At 35.6% G+C, this 14,135-nt stretch carries 16 protein-coding genes; 4 read left to right on the top strand and 12 right to left on the bottom strand.

What is annotated here, in order from left to right; all coding sequences use genetic code 11:
• Positions 1 to 8: 8 nt before the first annotated feature.
• The 6 genes from thyX to acpP all read right to left on the bottom strand — a co-directional run bounded on the left by thyX (position 9) and on the right by acpP (position 4,927).
• A complete protein-coding gene (gene thyX, locus OPR21_RS07375; RefSeq protein ID WP_015589436.1) occupies positions 9 to 863 on the bottom strand; it encodes an FAD-dependent thymidylate synthase in 855 nt (284 codons plus the stop codon).
• A gap of 9 nt (positions 864 to 872) precedes the next feature.
• The gene (gene murA / locus OPR21_RS07370; protein ID WP_006279833.1) at positions 873 to 2,150 is read right to left on the bottom strand and encodes a UDP-N-acetylglucosamine 1-carboxyvinyltransferase; all 1,278 of its coding nucleotides are present in this window, start codon (positions 2,148 to 2,150) and stop codon (positions 873 to 875) included.
• 155 nt (positions 2,151 to 2,305) lie between these two features.
• Complete coding sequence (locus tag OPR21_RS07365; protein WP_022626149.1) at positions 2,306 to 3,130, bottom strand: CPBP family intramembrane glutamic endopeptidase; 825 nt, start codon at positions 3,128 to 3,130, stop codon at positions 2,306 to 2,308.
• A gap of 122 nt (positions 3,131 to 3,252) precedes the next feature.
• Positions 3,253 to 3,378, bottom strand: coding sequence for a hypothetical protein (locus tag OPR21_RS07360; protein ID WP_255322260.1), 126 nt, complete (start codon positions 3,376 to 3,378; stop codon positions 3,253 to 3,255).
• Between the two features lie 3 nt (positions 3,379 to 3,381).
• Complete coding sequence (gene fabF / locus OPR21_RS07355; protein WP_077188419.1) at positions 3,382 to 4,653, bottom strand: beta-ketoacyl-ACP synthase II; 1,272 nt, start codon at positions 4,651 to 4,653, stop codon at positions 3,382 to 3,384.
• A 13-nt stretch (positions 4,654 to 4,666) separates the two neighbouring features.
• Positions 4,667 to 4,927, bottom strand: a complete 261-nt coding sequence (gene acpP / locus OPR21_RS07350) for an acyl carrier protein (RefSeq protein ID WP_006279836.1) — start codon at positions 4,925 to 4,927, stop codon at positions 4,667 to 4,669.
• A 145-nt stretch (positions 4,928 to 5,072) separates the two neighbouring features.
• Here acpP and OPR21_RS07345 point away from each other — a divergent pair, with 145 nt between their 5' ends.
• Together OPR21_RS07345 and OPR21_RS07340 are read left to right on the top strand one after the other, a co-directional pair.
• Positions 5,073 to 5,864 carry a polyprenyl synthetase family protein gene (locus OPR21_RS07345; RefSeq protein WP_077188418.1) on the top strand — a complete coding sequence of 264 codons (792 nt, stop codon included), beginning with the start codon at positions 5,073 to 5,075 and terminating at the stop codon, positions 5,862 to 5,864.
• Positions 5,857 to 6,798, top strand: a complete 942-nt coding sequence (locus tag OPR21_RS07340; RefSeq protein WP_265029906.1) for an FKBP-type peptidyl-prolyl cis-trans isomerase — start codon at positions 5,857 to 5,859, stop codon at positions 6,796 to 6,798. The genes OPR21_RS07345 and OPR21_RS07340 overlap by 8 nt, the downstream gene beginning before the upstream one ends.
• Before the next feature lie 68 nt (positions 6,799 to 6,866).
• Here the strand turns inward: OPR21_RS07340 and hslU are convergent, their stop codons facing one another.
• Both hslU and hslV read right to left on the bottom strand, forming a co-directional pair.
• Entirely contained in the window at positions 6,867 to 8,357 is a 1,491-nt protein-coding gene (gene hslU, locus OPR21_RS07335) for an ATP-dependent protease ATPase subunit HslU (protein WP_265029905.1), read from the bottom strand.
• A 1-nt stretch (position 8,358) separates the two neighbouring features.
• Positions 8,359 to 8,913, bottom strand: a complete 555-nt coding sequence (hslV, locus tag OPR21_RS07330) for an ATP-dependent protease subunit HslV (RefSeq protein WP_077188416.1) — start codon at positions 8,911 to 8,913, stop codon at positions 8,359 to 8,361.
• Positions 8,914 to 9,028: 115 nt separating this feature from the next.
• On the opposite strand from hslV, the gene gshA reads away from it, so the two are divergent.
• The gene (gene gshA, locus OPR21_RS07325) at positions 9,029 to 10,189 is read left to right on the top strand and encodes a glutamate--cysteine ligase (protein WP_006279841.1); all 1,161 of its coding nucleotides are present in this window, start codon (positions 9,029 to 9,031) and stop codon (positions 10,187 to 10,189) included.
• A gap of 3 nt (positions 10,190 to 10,192) precedes the next feature.
• Here gshA and OPR21_RS07320 read toward each other — a convergent pair whose 3' ends face one another.
• The 3 genes from OPR21_RS07320 to OPR21_RS07310 form a co-directional block, all read right to left on the bottom strand.
• Complete coding sequence (locus OPR21_RS07320) at positions 10,193 to 11,014, bottom strand: hypothetical protein (RefSeq protein ID WP_265029904.1); 822 nt, start codon at positions 11,012 to 11,014, stop codon at positions 10,193 to 10,195.
• Positions 11,015 to 11,092: 78 nt separating this feature from the next.
• The gene (gene hemH / locus OPR21_RS07315; RefSeq protein ID WP_265029903.1) at positions 11,093 to 12,040 is read right to left on the bottom strand and encodes a ferrochelatase; all 948 of its coding nucleotides are present in this window, start codon (positions 12,038 to 12,040) and stop codon (positions 11,093 to 11,095) included.
• The gene (locus OPR21_RS07310; RefSeq protein WP_006279845.1) at positions 12,041 to 12,838 is read right to left on the bottom strand and encodes a hypothetical protein; all 798 of its coding nucleotides are present in this window, start codon (positions 12,836 to 12,838) and stop codon (positions 12,041 to 12,043) included.
• 113 nt (positions 12,839 to 12,951) lie between these two features.
• Between OPR21_RS07310 and ndk the strand changes: the two genes are divergently transcribed.
• A complete protein-coding gene (gene ndk / locus OPR21_RS07305) occupies positions 12,952 to 13,371 on the top strand; it encodes a nucleoside-diphosphate kinase (RefSeq protein ID WP_182309846.1) in 420 nt (139 codons plus the stop codon).
• Positions 13,372 to 13,971: 600 nt separating this feature from the next.
• On the opposite strand, the gene OPR21_RS07300 is transcribed toward ndk, so the two are convergent.
• Positions 13,972 to 14,082, bottom strand: a complete 111-nt coding sequence (locus tag OPR21_RS07300) for a WPE palindromic element domain-containing protein (RefSeq protein ID WP_080717651.1) — start codon at positions 14,080 to 14,082, stop codon at positions 13,972 to 13,974.
• Positions 14,083 to 14,135: the final 53 nt, after the last annotated feature.

Raw genomic sequence — 14,135 nt, 5'->3', positions numbered from 1 at the left:
CTTTATCTTTAAGATTGTTTATCAAGTATAGACATCAGCTCGCCCCATTCTCTTTTACCAATATTACTTTCTTCTCTAGTAACGTTTTCCCCTTTAATTAATTTGCGAATTATTTCTAGACCAGTTCTTGAAATACAGGCTGATTCTAGGCAATATTCAACAAAGGCATTGTAGGCCAGTGGAACCCATTTTTTTATTATATCCAGCATAACTTCTGCATAAACTCTGATTTCATATTGGGCATGCTTATCAGCTCTAAGCTTCAAAAAATGAAGGAGATTATGCAGATCTATTTTCCAATAAAATTGCGTGTAGTAATTAAGCATTAGGTTAGTTCTGGCAATTTCTCTTGCAAGCCCCTGCTCAATAAATTTTTCATAATGAGAATATACTAAATTAGAGTCATTTGTTAGAGAATCTATTATTTCCTTTGAGGTATCTGGATCAAAAGCTTCCCCGCTACCTTGTTTATTATTGTCAGATTGTTTTGCAACTTGTTCTGGTTTAGGTGTATAAAATTCATTATCAAGTATTGAATACCTTGCTGAATATTCATTCACATTTGCAGTTCTATGCCTTATCCATTGCCTTGCAACAAAAATTGGAAGTTTCACGTGAAACTTAATTTCACACATTTCAAATGGAGTTGTATGATGATGTCTCATTAAATACTTTATAAGTGCTTCATCCTGACTTATCTGTTTTGTTCCCTTACCATAAGAAACACGAGCAGCTTGAACTATAGCGCTATCAGAGCCCATATAATCCACTACTCGAATAAATCCATGGTCTAATACCTTATGTTCTTCATATAAGATTGCATCTATTTCTTTTACTATAGTTCGTTTGGTTGCTTCATTCATAAAATATCCTCAAGACGAAATGGAGATATCAGCTCCACATGAATTGAGTTTTTCATGCATTGCTTCATATCCTCTCCATAAATGATGTGAATTGTTTATTATAGTTTCTCCACCGGCTACCAAAGAAGCAAGCACCAAAGCTGCTGTTGATCTTAAGTCAGTAGCATATAGATTAGCTCCAGATAAGCTTTTTATTCCACTTATAGTAGCTTTGCTTTTCTCGATGCTGATATTAGCACCTAACTTTCTCAATTCATCTGCATGTGTAAATCTGTTTTCAAAAATGTTCTCTTCAATTACTGATATCCCATCAGCGATGCACATTGCAGACATCAGTTGTGGTTGCATATCACTGGGAAAATTGGGGTATGGATCTGTCGCAACGTTAGCAGACTTAATAGAGCCATTTTTTCTGGAAATAACAATGCCTCCATCATACAGTTCAACCATAGCTCCTATAGTCTCCAACTCATTTGTAATACACCTTATATCAGATAGATTTATTCCTTCCAACTCCAACTTACCACCGGTTATTATAGCAGCTAGTGCATAGGTGCCTGCTTCTATGCGATCTGGTATTATTTTATGAACACATCCATTTAGTGCTTCAACTCCTGTTATTATGACCTTTGTATTATCAATTTCAATATCAGCACCCATTTTCTTCAGAAAATCTATTAAATCAAGAACTTCCGGCTCAGTTGCAGCATTGTTTATTGTTGTCACTCCTTCTGCAAATGTTGCTGCCATTATTACATTTTCTGTTGCGCCAACACTTATTTTCTCAAATGTGATTTCTTTTCCTTGTAGCTTTCCTTTCACTGTTGCAATTATATTATAGCCGTCAATTTCAATTTTAGCTCCCATTTCTTCTAATGCTTTAATATGCATATCAACGGGACGCTTTCCAATGTTGCATCCACCAGGAAATGCTGTTCTCGCTTTGCCAAATCTGCTAAGCATTGGACCCAATATTAGAAAAGAAGTTCTTAGCTTACTTGCGGTTTTATATGGCATCACGTGATTGTTGATATTGCTGCAGTCAATTTTCAAAGTATGGTTCGCTTTATAATTTTTATTGTGCATAAAGTTTACTTCTGCTCCAAGACTTTCAAGCAACTTAGACATTAGATGCACATCAATTAAATCAGGTACATTATGCAAAATTACCGGGGAGCTACTTAATAGACTTGCTGCCATTATTGGTAAAACAGCATTTTTTGAGCCATTAATCTTGATTTTTCCGACCAAAGGTTTGTAGTTATTTCTTATTAATATCTTGTGCATTTAATTAGATATAAAGTATAATTCATTAGTTTATTGAAGTCTTACTAAGTATAATAGATTGACCGTAAAAGGCAAAATTTGCTTTTTCTTCCTCATCATCCCAGTGTCATGCTACCTGCATGACACCTGATGCGAATTGCCCCCGAAATTTTATACTATGAATTACTCAAATGACGCTCTCGAGCTTTATCAAACCAAATAACACCAATTGCAACAATGAAATAACCAGCTGCTCCTAATGTAAGGCGAATTACTGCATCGAAAGTTGACAGAGGAGGAGACGGCATTAGAATGCTCAAAACACTATACACAAGATTATTTGTTGCATGAGCAATAGTTACTGGCCAAATCGAGTTGTCTTTTTCAAACAACCAGGTAAACATTATAGACATTGCACAAATATAAAGGGTATAAGCACAAATAGTCGGGAATGTAAAGCCATCCTTCCACAAAGCTGAGCCAGCAACCACATAAGTTGGTATGTGCCATACTGACCAAATAATACCGACAATAATTGCTCTGATATAAAAATTTGATATTTTGCTTTTAAGATTTTTCAAAAGATAGCCACGCCAACCGATCTCTTCACCAAGAGACATAATGATCCACATCACAAAGGTTGATAATAAAACAAATAACATCACTAATGGACTCAAAACTGCACTCAAATCCTTTACACGGTCTAACGTAAAAGACTCTCGGAAAAATGAAAAACCGCAGTAAATTGACAAAAGACCATTGGAAATTAGCATACTTACCAGAATAAGTATAAACCCTAATAGACAGTTTTTTGGCGAACTAAGTTTAAAAAGATCCCTTACCTTCTGTTTATTATAAATGGTTAGCAAAATTGCAACTGAAGCCGGAACAAATGTTGTTAATAATGTTATGTCTTTGAAAGGTAAGCACCAAGCTATAATGCACGTCAAAAAATATGTAATTACAACAAATAATGTACAATTAATAGTGGTTAAATTCATGCATACGCCTATCAATTCCTTTTCTGCATTATTGATCTTTATTCATAAATTGTCAATAAAATACTTCTTCAGGGATGAATAGAATATTTTTTCTTTTTGAATTGCTATTGATAGTTTAATTTTTATATGTATTCCCTTTCACAACCGTTTGTCATCCCAGTGTCACGTGCTGGGATGACAGTAGGAGAGCTGCTTGCATGACAAGAGGAGGGTACTGGAATGACAAGAGGAAGACACTGGGGTGACATCAACTAAACTTGTCCAAATATGAGCGATGCATTAGTGCCACCAAAACCAAACGAATTAGAAAGTGCATATTGAATTTTATGCTCCTGAGCTTTAAACGGTACAAAATTTAAATCACATCCTTCTGAAGGCTTGTGTAAATTTAAGGTTGGCGGAATAATTCCATTATTTAACGCAAGAATACTGAATATTGCTTCAACGCTCCCTGCAGCACCAAGTAAATGTCCTATAGAAGATTTAGTTGAAGAAACAGGTATTTTATAAACGTAGTCACCGAATAACTGTTTCATTGCTATTACTTCAATTTTATCTCCAAGTGGCGTTGAAGTTCCATGTGCATTGATATACCCTACTTGATTGGGATTAATTTGTGCGCTCTTTAAAGCAAGCTGCATTGCCTTAAATGCGCCTCTTCCTTCTGGATGTGGTGCTGTAATGTGGTGCGCATCTCCTGTGAGTCCGTACCCAACCAGTTCAGCATGTATTTTTGCCCCCCTTTTTTTTGCATGTTCGTATTCTTCCAACACCAATATACCTGCTCCTTCACCCATAACAAAACCATCGCGTTCTGCATCCCATGGTCTTGAAGCTTCTTTGGGTTTATCATTGAATTTAGTTGATAACGCCTTCATAGATGCAAAACCTGCAATTCCAACTCTACACAGTGCACTTTCTGCTCCACCTGCAATCATAACATCCGCTTCACCAAGTTTTATAGTTCTTGCTGAGTTTATGATTGCATGCGCACCTGTTGCACATGCGGTTACTGCTGAATCGTTTGGACCTGTAAATTCGTATTTAATAGAAATATGGCCAGATATCAAATTTATTAGACTTGCAGGGACAAAAAATGGACTGACACGTCTGGGCCCTTTTTCCTGCATGGTAATTACATTTTCCTGAATTGACGGAAGACCACCTATACCAGAGCCAATAGTTACACCAACACGTTCCCGATTGATATTTTGGCTTTCCAAAATTAATGAATCATCTACTGCCTGAATAGCTGCTGCAATACCGTAATGAATAAAACGATCTGTCCTTTTTGAGTCTTTCTCAGAAATATAATCTAGTGGATTGAAATGGTGCTCAATGTTGTCTGATTGCAACGGCACCTGCCCTGCAATTTTGCAAGCAAGATCAGAAGAGTCAAATCTATCCGTATTGATTGCTTTTATGCCAGACTCACTTTTTATTAGCCTTGACCAAGTGTTGTCAACATCTGCCGCTAGTGGAGTGATTAAACCAACACCAGTGACTACTACTCTTCTGCTCATTTAACACTAACTATTAGCCTTTTTTATTATTAATGTACTCAACTATTTGCTCCATAGTTTCCATTTTTTGTGCGTCTTCATCTGGAATTTCTATTCCGAACTCTTCTTCTGCCGCCATGATGATTTCAACTGCATCTAAACTGTCTGTACCATGCTCCGAAAGCTTTGAAGAGCTGTTGAATTTCTCTACATCCTTACTAATGTGCTCTAGTATAATCTTTTTTACTTTTTCTTCTATGTCTTCTCTAGTGCTCTTTGCTAGTTCGCTATTCACATTTCTTACCAAAAAAATAACCTATTCTTTGATGTTATAAAAAATTTTTATGTTTGCAATATCTTTTATAACTGGTAAACTACAGTAAAGTTTTCTACTGCCCTAGCTGGCTAGCGTTACGTGCTAAACAATTAACAATTCAAAAATGCTAGACGAAACAACAAAAAATTTGCTTATTGTAGAAGTAAATAAACTCTTACCCGAAAATAGCGAGAATAAGCTTATATCAGCTATGCGTTATATACTCCTTGCTCCTGCAAAACATATACGCTCCTTTTTAGTCGTAGCTTCATCGCGAGTGTTTAACGCGGAAGCTAAAAAAGTAATATCAGTTGCTGCAGCAATTGAATTTGTTCATGCTTACTCTCTAATTCACGATGATTTACCGTGCATGGACAACAGTGATACTCGCAGAAGCCAGCTAAGCTGCCATAAAAAATTTGATGAAGCAACAGCAGTGCTTGCCGGAGATGCACTACTTACTCTGGCTTTTGAGGTATTATCTTCATTAAATGAGAAACGCTGTGAGATCATAAAAGTTCTTTCTCAGGCAATAGGAATTAGGGGAATGGTGGGAGGACAGGCTTTAGATATTGGTGCAGATTTTAACAAAATAAAAGAAATTCATTTGATGAAAACCGCAAAACTATTTGCAGCTTCATGTGAAATAGGCGCTATAATAGGAAATGCTATAGACAAGCAACGTAAAGCGTTATATAACTATGGAATAAATCTAGGGCTTATCTTTCAAGCTAAGGATGATATTGAAGACTACGAACAAGATAAAACAAATAATCTTATGTCTGTGCTTGGTAAAAGTGAAGTAGAGAACTATATAGACGGCCTCTTTAAACAAGGCTTGGATAATTTGAGTGCGCTTTCAGGGGATACTAATTATTTATATGATTTATTGAATCAAGTAAAGAAAGATGGTTAGAAAAATTATATTACAAATGCTTATTTCCATAGTAATGATTCTCACTTTAACTTCTGCTTTTGTGTTTACTATTGTCTATATAAACAAAGGTAAACCGGAAAAAAAGGACAAGCTTTATGAGATAAGTGCCACGCATGGTGGTTTGATACAGACGATAGCACATTACCTAGTGAAGCCAATACTTGAATCAGCACTTGACCGCTATATTGAAAAGCATGGGCTAACAGAATATTTAGAAGAAATGACGCAGCAAAAAGAAGAAGATTCGATAAATTTTTATGAAATTACTGAAGGCAGTGGCAGCAAGGCTTTCTGCGGCCTGGAAGTCCTACTGCAAATATATAAAATTTCTAATAATAACTTAGCAACACTCCCTAGCAAAATTTCTGATGTTACTTTGAAAATAGGTCAAGATAACCTAAAAGAAGCGAGTTTAGGGGTAATAGGTATGAAAGAAGGCGGAGAGCGTGTAGTTACTATTGCCAATGATAACAAAATGAATTTTAATTCTTATTACGTCAAACTGATCGAAGTAAAGGATAAATATCCCGACTCAGTAAATAATCTGATGGTTTTTAATGACTTAATTAACAAGACTGGAAAACAAGTAAGGTGCGGTGATGAGATATCGGTTAAATATAGCGTAAAGGAGCATAATGGAGAATATATAGCCAAAGATCAAACAGTGCAATTTAGGGTTGGCGATAAAAAAATACCACTTGCTATAGAGCTTGGAGTTGTGGGAATGAGAGCTGGTAATAAAAGAACTATTCTTTCTCCGCCTGACCTTTTGACTATTACTGACGATATGTTAATAAAAGACATAGATTATGATGAAGAAAATATCTCAATAATTGACTTAAGCTTAGATGTTAAGCAAGAGGTCGCAGCACACCATTCTACTGTTGAAAAACAGCCTAAAGAATATAGCTGAAATTTTAGGTCTACTGGCTGACCTTCTGAACACTTTCTATACTACTTAAAGTAGGCTTTTCGTTTTTCCTAAAGTATAAACTTAGATAAATCAAGCTGCTTCGAAATTGACTCAAGTTTATCTTTTACATACTTGCTGTCTATAATGAATTTTTCGCTATTTTTCTCAGAAGCAATGAAACTTATCTCATCTAAAAGCTTCTCCATAACAGTGTGAAGCCTTCTTGCGCCTATATTTTCCACTTGCCTATTAACTGTAAACGCTATTTCAGCTATGGTTTTTATACCATCATCAGTGAACTCAAGTGTCACATTTTCTGTTTTCATTAAAGCTATGTACTGCTTTAACAAACTAGATTCTGGTTCCTTTAATATTCTTATTAAATCTTCTTGAGTAAGTGCCTTAAGTTCTACCCTGATCGGTAATCTGCCCTGCAATTCCGGTAAGAGGTCAGATGGTTTAGACTGATGAAAAGCACCAGATGCAATAAATAATATATAGTCTGTTTTTACATGGCCATACTTAGTTGTAACAGTTGTTCCTTCAAGTAATGGTAACAGATCGCGTTGCACTCCTTCTCTGTTTACTTCACCTTTTACTTCTGTACGCGCTGCAATTTTGTCTATTTCATCCAAAAATACTATACCGTCATTACTAACAAGATCAATGGCTTCTTTGATTATCTTATCTTCATCCATTAGCCTTTCACTTTCTTCATTAATTAATATTTCACGCGCTTCTTTTACCTTCACCGTAATAGTTTTTGTTTTTTTGCTCCCGTTAAACATCTTGCCCATTATTTCTGTTACATTCATCACACCAACTTGCCCACCTGGCATGCCTGGTATATCGAAAGTAGGTAACATACTCTTGCTCTCTCTGACGTTAATAGAAACTTCTCCGTCCTCAAACTCTTTATTCCTCAACCTTTCTCTAAAAATTTTTTTACTCTCTTCGGTTGCATCTTCGCCTACCATAGAGTTTACTATTGTTTTCTCAGCTAAAATTAAAGCCTTTTTAGCTAAGGCTTTACGGGCTTTCTCTTTAACTAAAACTATTGCTGCATCAACTAAATCACGTATTATCGAATCAACGTCACGTCCAACGTATCCTACTTCAGTAAACTTCGTTGCCTCAATTTTTATAAACGGTGCACCGGCAAGTTTTGCTAAGCGGCGAGCTATTTCAGTTTTACCAACCCCTGTATGACCGATCATCAATATATTCTTAGGTATGATTTCATCACGCAATGGAAATGGAACCTGATTGCGACGCCAACGATTTCTGAGCGCAATAGCAACAGCACGCTTTGCATCATCCTGTCCGATTATGAATCTGTCCAATTCTTTAACTATCTTCTGTGGTGGCAGGTCATCTAACAAAACTTGAGTACTGTCATTAACTTGAACATCGCTGTCATTTGAATCAAAACCACTCTTAGTATCTTTATAGAGGTCATTTTTTTCATCGTAGGTGTCACTACTACAAGACCGTCCTTCTGAAAGGGTTATAGGCTGATTGGAAAAATTGGTGCATAAAGTTTTTTGCTTGGAAGACATATCACTCCTCTATTTTTTCAATAATCACATTATGATTTGTATAAACACATATATCAGCAGCTATCTTCATAGCCTTTTTCGCAATTTCCTCTATTGATATTCCTTTAATGTCAATTAAAGCTCTTGCTGCAGATAGAGCAAAATTTCCCCCAGAGCCAATAGCTGCGATTCCATCTTCAGGTTCAAGAACATCACCTGTTCCCGTAATTACTAATGAAATAGATTTATCTGCAACGATCATCATAGCTTCTAATTTCCTCAGATATTTATCCATTCTCCAGTCTTTTGCAAGTTCAACACATGCTCTCATTAATTGCCCTGGGTGCTTGTCAAGTTTAGATTCTAATCTTTCAAAAAGAGTAAATGCGTCGGCTGTTGCCCCGGCAAATCCAGCAATTACGGAATCACCAGAAAGACGCCTAACTTTTTTTGCTCCAGATTTTATAACAGTGTGGCCCAGTGAAACTTGTCCGTCACCTATTACTACTACACTTTTATCTTTTCTAATTGACAGTATAGTAGTGCCATACATTTTATTGTTATCGTGTTGAATCATTTTTCTATCACTTTAAATAAGAATCTCATTATACTTTAATCTTTAGTCAAATTTACTAAATATGTTCAACTATAGCTTATAATATAATACCTTCCTTATAACATTTAAAGTGCAGATGCAAAACATAATTCACCCAGATTTGGAAAAAAGTATAAATAATTGGTTCGAAGCAAAATTTAATGGCCTTACATCGCCATTTTATAGCTCTATAGATCTTAGAAACTCCAGCTACAAAATTGCCCCAGTGGACGCTAATTTATTTCCTGCAGGATTCAATAACTTAAGTGAAGAATCAAGAACAATGGCAGCAAGATTGATAGAAAGCTACTTTAAAAGACATCAATACAAAAAGGTTCTTATAATACCGGAAAATTATACACGCAATAAAATGTATATAGAAAACGTATTTGTTATAGAGAAAGTACTGCAACTCGCAGGTTTTGAAGCTAGAATTGGCCTTTTACATAATGAAGTATACAATTTAATAGAACAGTATGAAACTGTTGTGAAAGAAAACTCTCTGCTAAAGACAACTTCAGGATTTGTGCCTGATGTTATTATACTGAACCGTGATATGACGAGCCACATTCCAGACACGCTGAAAGACGTAAAGCAAGATATAGTACCAAGCCCACTATACGGTTGGCATAGCAGGCAGAAATTTAAGTATTTTGAAATCTATCAAGAATTAGCATCTGAGTTTTGTGGCGAATTTAAAATAGACCCATGGCTAATTTCTGTGCTTACAGAGAGCTGTGATGGAGTTGATTTTGATGATGATTTGTCACTAGGAGCAGTAGCAACTAAAGTTGACCAAATATTATCTCTAGTGCAAAAAAAATATGAGGAATATGAAATAAAAACACAACCTTACGTTTTTATCAAAGCAAGCAATGGCACATATGGGATGGGCATTATAACAGCAACAAGTGGAGAGGAAATATTAAACCTCAATAAAAAAAAGCGTCATAAAATGAAAAAGATAAAAGAAGGAATAGCAATCAATAGCGTTATTATACAAGAAGGTGTACCAACCATTGACATGTTTAAAAGCAGTTCTGCAGAACCGCTAATATACTATATAGGAGATACTCCAACATGTTACTTATACCGATGTAATAGCAGAAAAGATGTATATTCTAGCTTGAATGCCACTGACTGTGAGTTTCATGATGTTAGCCAGGTTGTGGAAGGTAAAATTCTGTCACTTTGGAGTATTGTTAGCAAATTAGCAGTACTAGCGTTGGCAGTAGAAATAAAATCTTTTCACCTCTAACCCTTACATTCCCACAGCGTTACCATCGGGCAGATCATTACCATCATTACCGTGCTGAATATGGTTATGGCCAGCACTATCAAGTTCAGTGGAAGGATCATCATTGACAGGTTGTTGAAACAATTTGTCAAGCTGAACTGCCAGAAATACTGCACTATATATTATGCTAACTGTTACGCTTAAGTTGAAATTATAGATTATACCATTACCTAAGTTTATTGGTATGGTTGCAGTCTCCATTCTTTTTAATATGAAGTTTAACAAACCTAATGACAAAGTTAATGTGCTGATAATAAGGTCCTTCTTACACTTAGCAGACTTTTCAGGATCCTTATTATCTAGGTATTTTCTCCATGAATAATAGTAGCTTATAGGTTCCGAAATAAACAGAAATAGGATCGTTGATGTTAAGTGAATGTGACTTATTACGTCTGCATTACTCCTAGTAAAAAAATGGATGACTTTCAACATCATCAATGCTTCTATGATGCTGCTTGCAAGATTAGCCGATTTACCCACAATTTTTGCCAGCTCTTTTTTACTCTCAGGGTTTCTGTAATCCTTAATTAGATCCTGTAGAGTAAATGCAGAATGGGCAATGTATAGAATAGATGTCGGAAACTTTACTAGTCGAGCAACATTCCGTATAAGAAAGATATTGGATCTATTATTGTCAATGAACTCGCAGCAAAATTGCAGTGAAATCTTACACAATAGGGCTGTTAAACCTGTTGTGATGCAGATTACCTTCCTGATATCATGATTATAAGCATCATGTACCTTTTGTGCAACCGTATTTGATTTTTCTTTTAGCTTGCTTGGCATGAAATAGTTAATAAAATAATAACTTTCTGTTATTCTATCACATAAAATCCTAAAAGAAAAGCACTATAAATCAGGGCTTTAAGGGAGATTTATGCATAAATCAGCCAAGCATTTAATAAACAAAGAATCGGCACTGAGAGTTGGCACGCGAAAGTAATATCCATCCTTGATAATTGCTTTATATTCTATATCAAGTTCAACTAGAGTTTCTGAATGCTCAGAAACAAAAGATATAGGTGATAGAACTACAGGTACACCATCAATTTTTGCGCGTAATAGCTCACTTTCAGTGCTTGGCTCTAGCCAGTTTACAGGACCAATCTTACTCTGATAACATATTGACCAATCTAAGTTATTAATAGCTAACTTTTCTACTATTAACTCTACGCTTCTTTCTACCTGTGAAGCGTAAGGGTCGCCTTTTTTAATAATACTAAGAGGTAAGCTATGGGCTGAAAATAGGACTCTTGGTTTACCGATTTTGCTAGCCAATTTATAGTACTTAGCTATCAGATTAGCGTGAGCTTCAATAAAATCTTGGTTATCATAATAACGGTAAATCATTTTTGTATTGCATTTTAGGCCATACCGTTTAGCATTTTTTTGCCAATTCTCGATGGATGACAGAGTTGTGGTAGTTGAATATTGTGGATACAGTGGCAGCAGAATCACTTCATCAGGATCAAACTGTTTTACACTTTCAATAACTTCGTCAGCAAATGGACGCCAATAGCGCATGCAGATGAATACCTTGTGTACATGGTTTCTATTTTCGTTTAATTCTAGTTCTAAAGCATTAGCTTGCATTTTTGTATTCTCTAGAATTGGCGATTTACCTCCAATTTCCTCGTATATTTTTCGTGCAGTATTTTCTCGTTTCGCAGATATAAACTTTGCTAAAAGAAACCGAAAGGGATTCGGTAGATTGATTATTCTCCTGTCATAAAAAAGGTTGAATAAAAAAGGACGGACCGCATTTAGTGAATCAGGCCCGCCAAGATTAAATAAGATAACTGCCTTTTTCACCTACGCACTACTACAACAAGTTACTTTCGGGGTACCTATAAAATTAGCTACACACTCATCAAATTTAGTTATAGGCACTAAATTTCTCACATTTGCATACAATAAGTGGCCAAATCTCTGCATGTTACTCTGTGTGGATTCAAAACTTCTATCAAAAAACAGATCAACACAAAAACTTGGCACGGTTTCAAGAAGTTCAACAGCAGCTAAAGATAGCATTATACAACTTTGCAGGACCTTCAAAAGAACCTTTAGAGGGAAAAGTAAAACTTTAACGAAAAGAGAGGTGCTACTCGTTTCATTCAGTGGTTGCCCTGAATTGGGCGAATTATACTCGATGTGTTTTCTATTTTGATCAAAAATAGGAAATTTTATAGTATCTTTCTTAAATTCCGCGTCTATTTCTTTTCTACTATGGTTAGTGATTTTTTCCATTAACTTCTCACGCAGATGAAAAGTTCTGACAATAAAACATGTGGCAATCATTAAGGCAGCACATAAAAGTGCGCATTGCATGAGGCTCATACTGCCTAGCATAGCTGGCAGTGCAAAACAAACAAGCGGTGCTATGATTGTCATTTCAAGAAATGGAATAGTGTTTCTTTTCATTGCAAAGGCAGCACCTTCTTTTAATTTTGTATTATGATGTGAACTATATTCCAAATAACTTAAAAATGCCAGACTAAAAGTCAAAAACCCTTTTGTTCCACACAAAAGCGATGACTTAAAGTTACTTACTAATTTTTTAGTAGTAGATTCAGCTTGTTTAGTAGTGTTATTTTTACAACATTTACCCATACAATACCTCCTTGATGATTTGTCCTTAATTATAGATAAAAAATCACTTCTATGAAATTAAAATTTGTAATAAAATAAATCTATAAATGTACTATTCTATATAAGGAAATAATATGGCAATTGAGAAGACACTTTCAATCTTAAAACCTGATGCAGTAAAAAATAATATTACAGGCAATATAAATTCCTACATCGAACAATCTGGGCTGAAAATCACAGCACAAAAAATGATGTTACTAACAAAAAAACAAGCAGAGCTGTTTTATGAAATTCATAAAGATAGGCCTTTTTTTGGGGAATTAGTAGAGTTTATGACCTCTGGTTCTGTGGTAGTTCAAGTTTTAGTTGGTGAAAATGCAGTAAGTAAATACAGACAAATCATGGGAGCTACCAATCCAAAGCAGGCAGATAAAGGCACAATCAGGGGTGATTTTGCTGATGATATTAGTGAAAATAGAGTCCACGGCTCGGATAGTCTAGAAAATGCTCGTAAGGAGATAGCTTTCTTTTTTGCTGAATGTGAGTTGGTGTAGTTAACTCAGATTGGCGTCATCCAAGTAGCTGACAACATAGAAACGAAAAAACTTCCTTGACAAACCTCACCAGCCCCCTTATCATGAAACTGAAGCTATTGTATTTGCTTTCGCCAATCTGCAGATTAAAAGGTAAGGATTACTTAATGTATCGGCGTCTTATGTTCAATTTTTTGCAGTATATAGATACTGTATGTCTTTACAAAACTTCATCTACATCTAGGTTTTTATCTAAATAAGCTGAACGCGCTTATAAAGCGTTACAAGACATCAAAAAATGCCAATACTCGACAGAGATAGTAAAAGACTAGCTAACTCGGGGATTCTTTGTCTTTTTTTCTGCTTAGTAAATTTCTTAAACATTTGCAGCGTAAGTTAGTTGCAATTAAAAGCGGCTGAATCTCGCTTGTCAAGCGTTTAAAACATAAAAAACGCCAATATTTTAAAGCGGATAATAACCCCAGGGCTTCTTTTGCCTTTTTTTTTCATTTGGTAAATTTCTTAATATTTATAGCTAAAGTAATTTAAAAGTCCGTGAAGGGTGTCATGCCAGTGCTTGACACTGGCATCCAGTTTTCCATATAATCTCATCAAAAATGTTTATTTTCTAGCTACTTTTATACTTATCAACCCAGTATGCTTACTTACAATTAAAATTTCTGGATCCCAGTGTCTGGGCACTGGGATGACAGCTAGCCTGACAACCGTCATCCCGCTACTTGTTAGCGGGATCTAGAGATACCGAGAATGAATCGCGGTATGAC

It is taken from the genome of Wolbachia endosymbiont (group A) of Philonthus cognatus (assembly GCF_947251755.1).
Classification (GTDB): Bacteria; Pseudomonadota; Alphaproteobacteria; order Rickettsiales; family Anaplasmataceae; genus Wolbachia; species Wolbachia pipientis.
The sequence above is the reverse complement of the archived record's forward strand: the minus strand, read 5'-3'. Positions and strand labels throughout refer to the sequence as shown.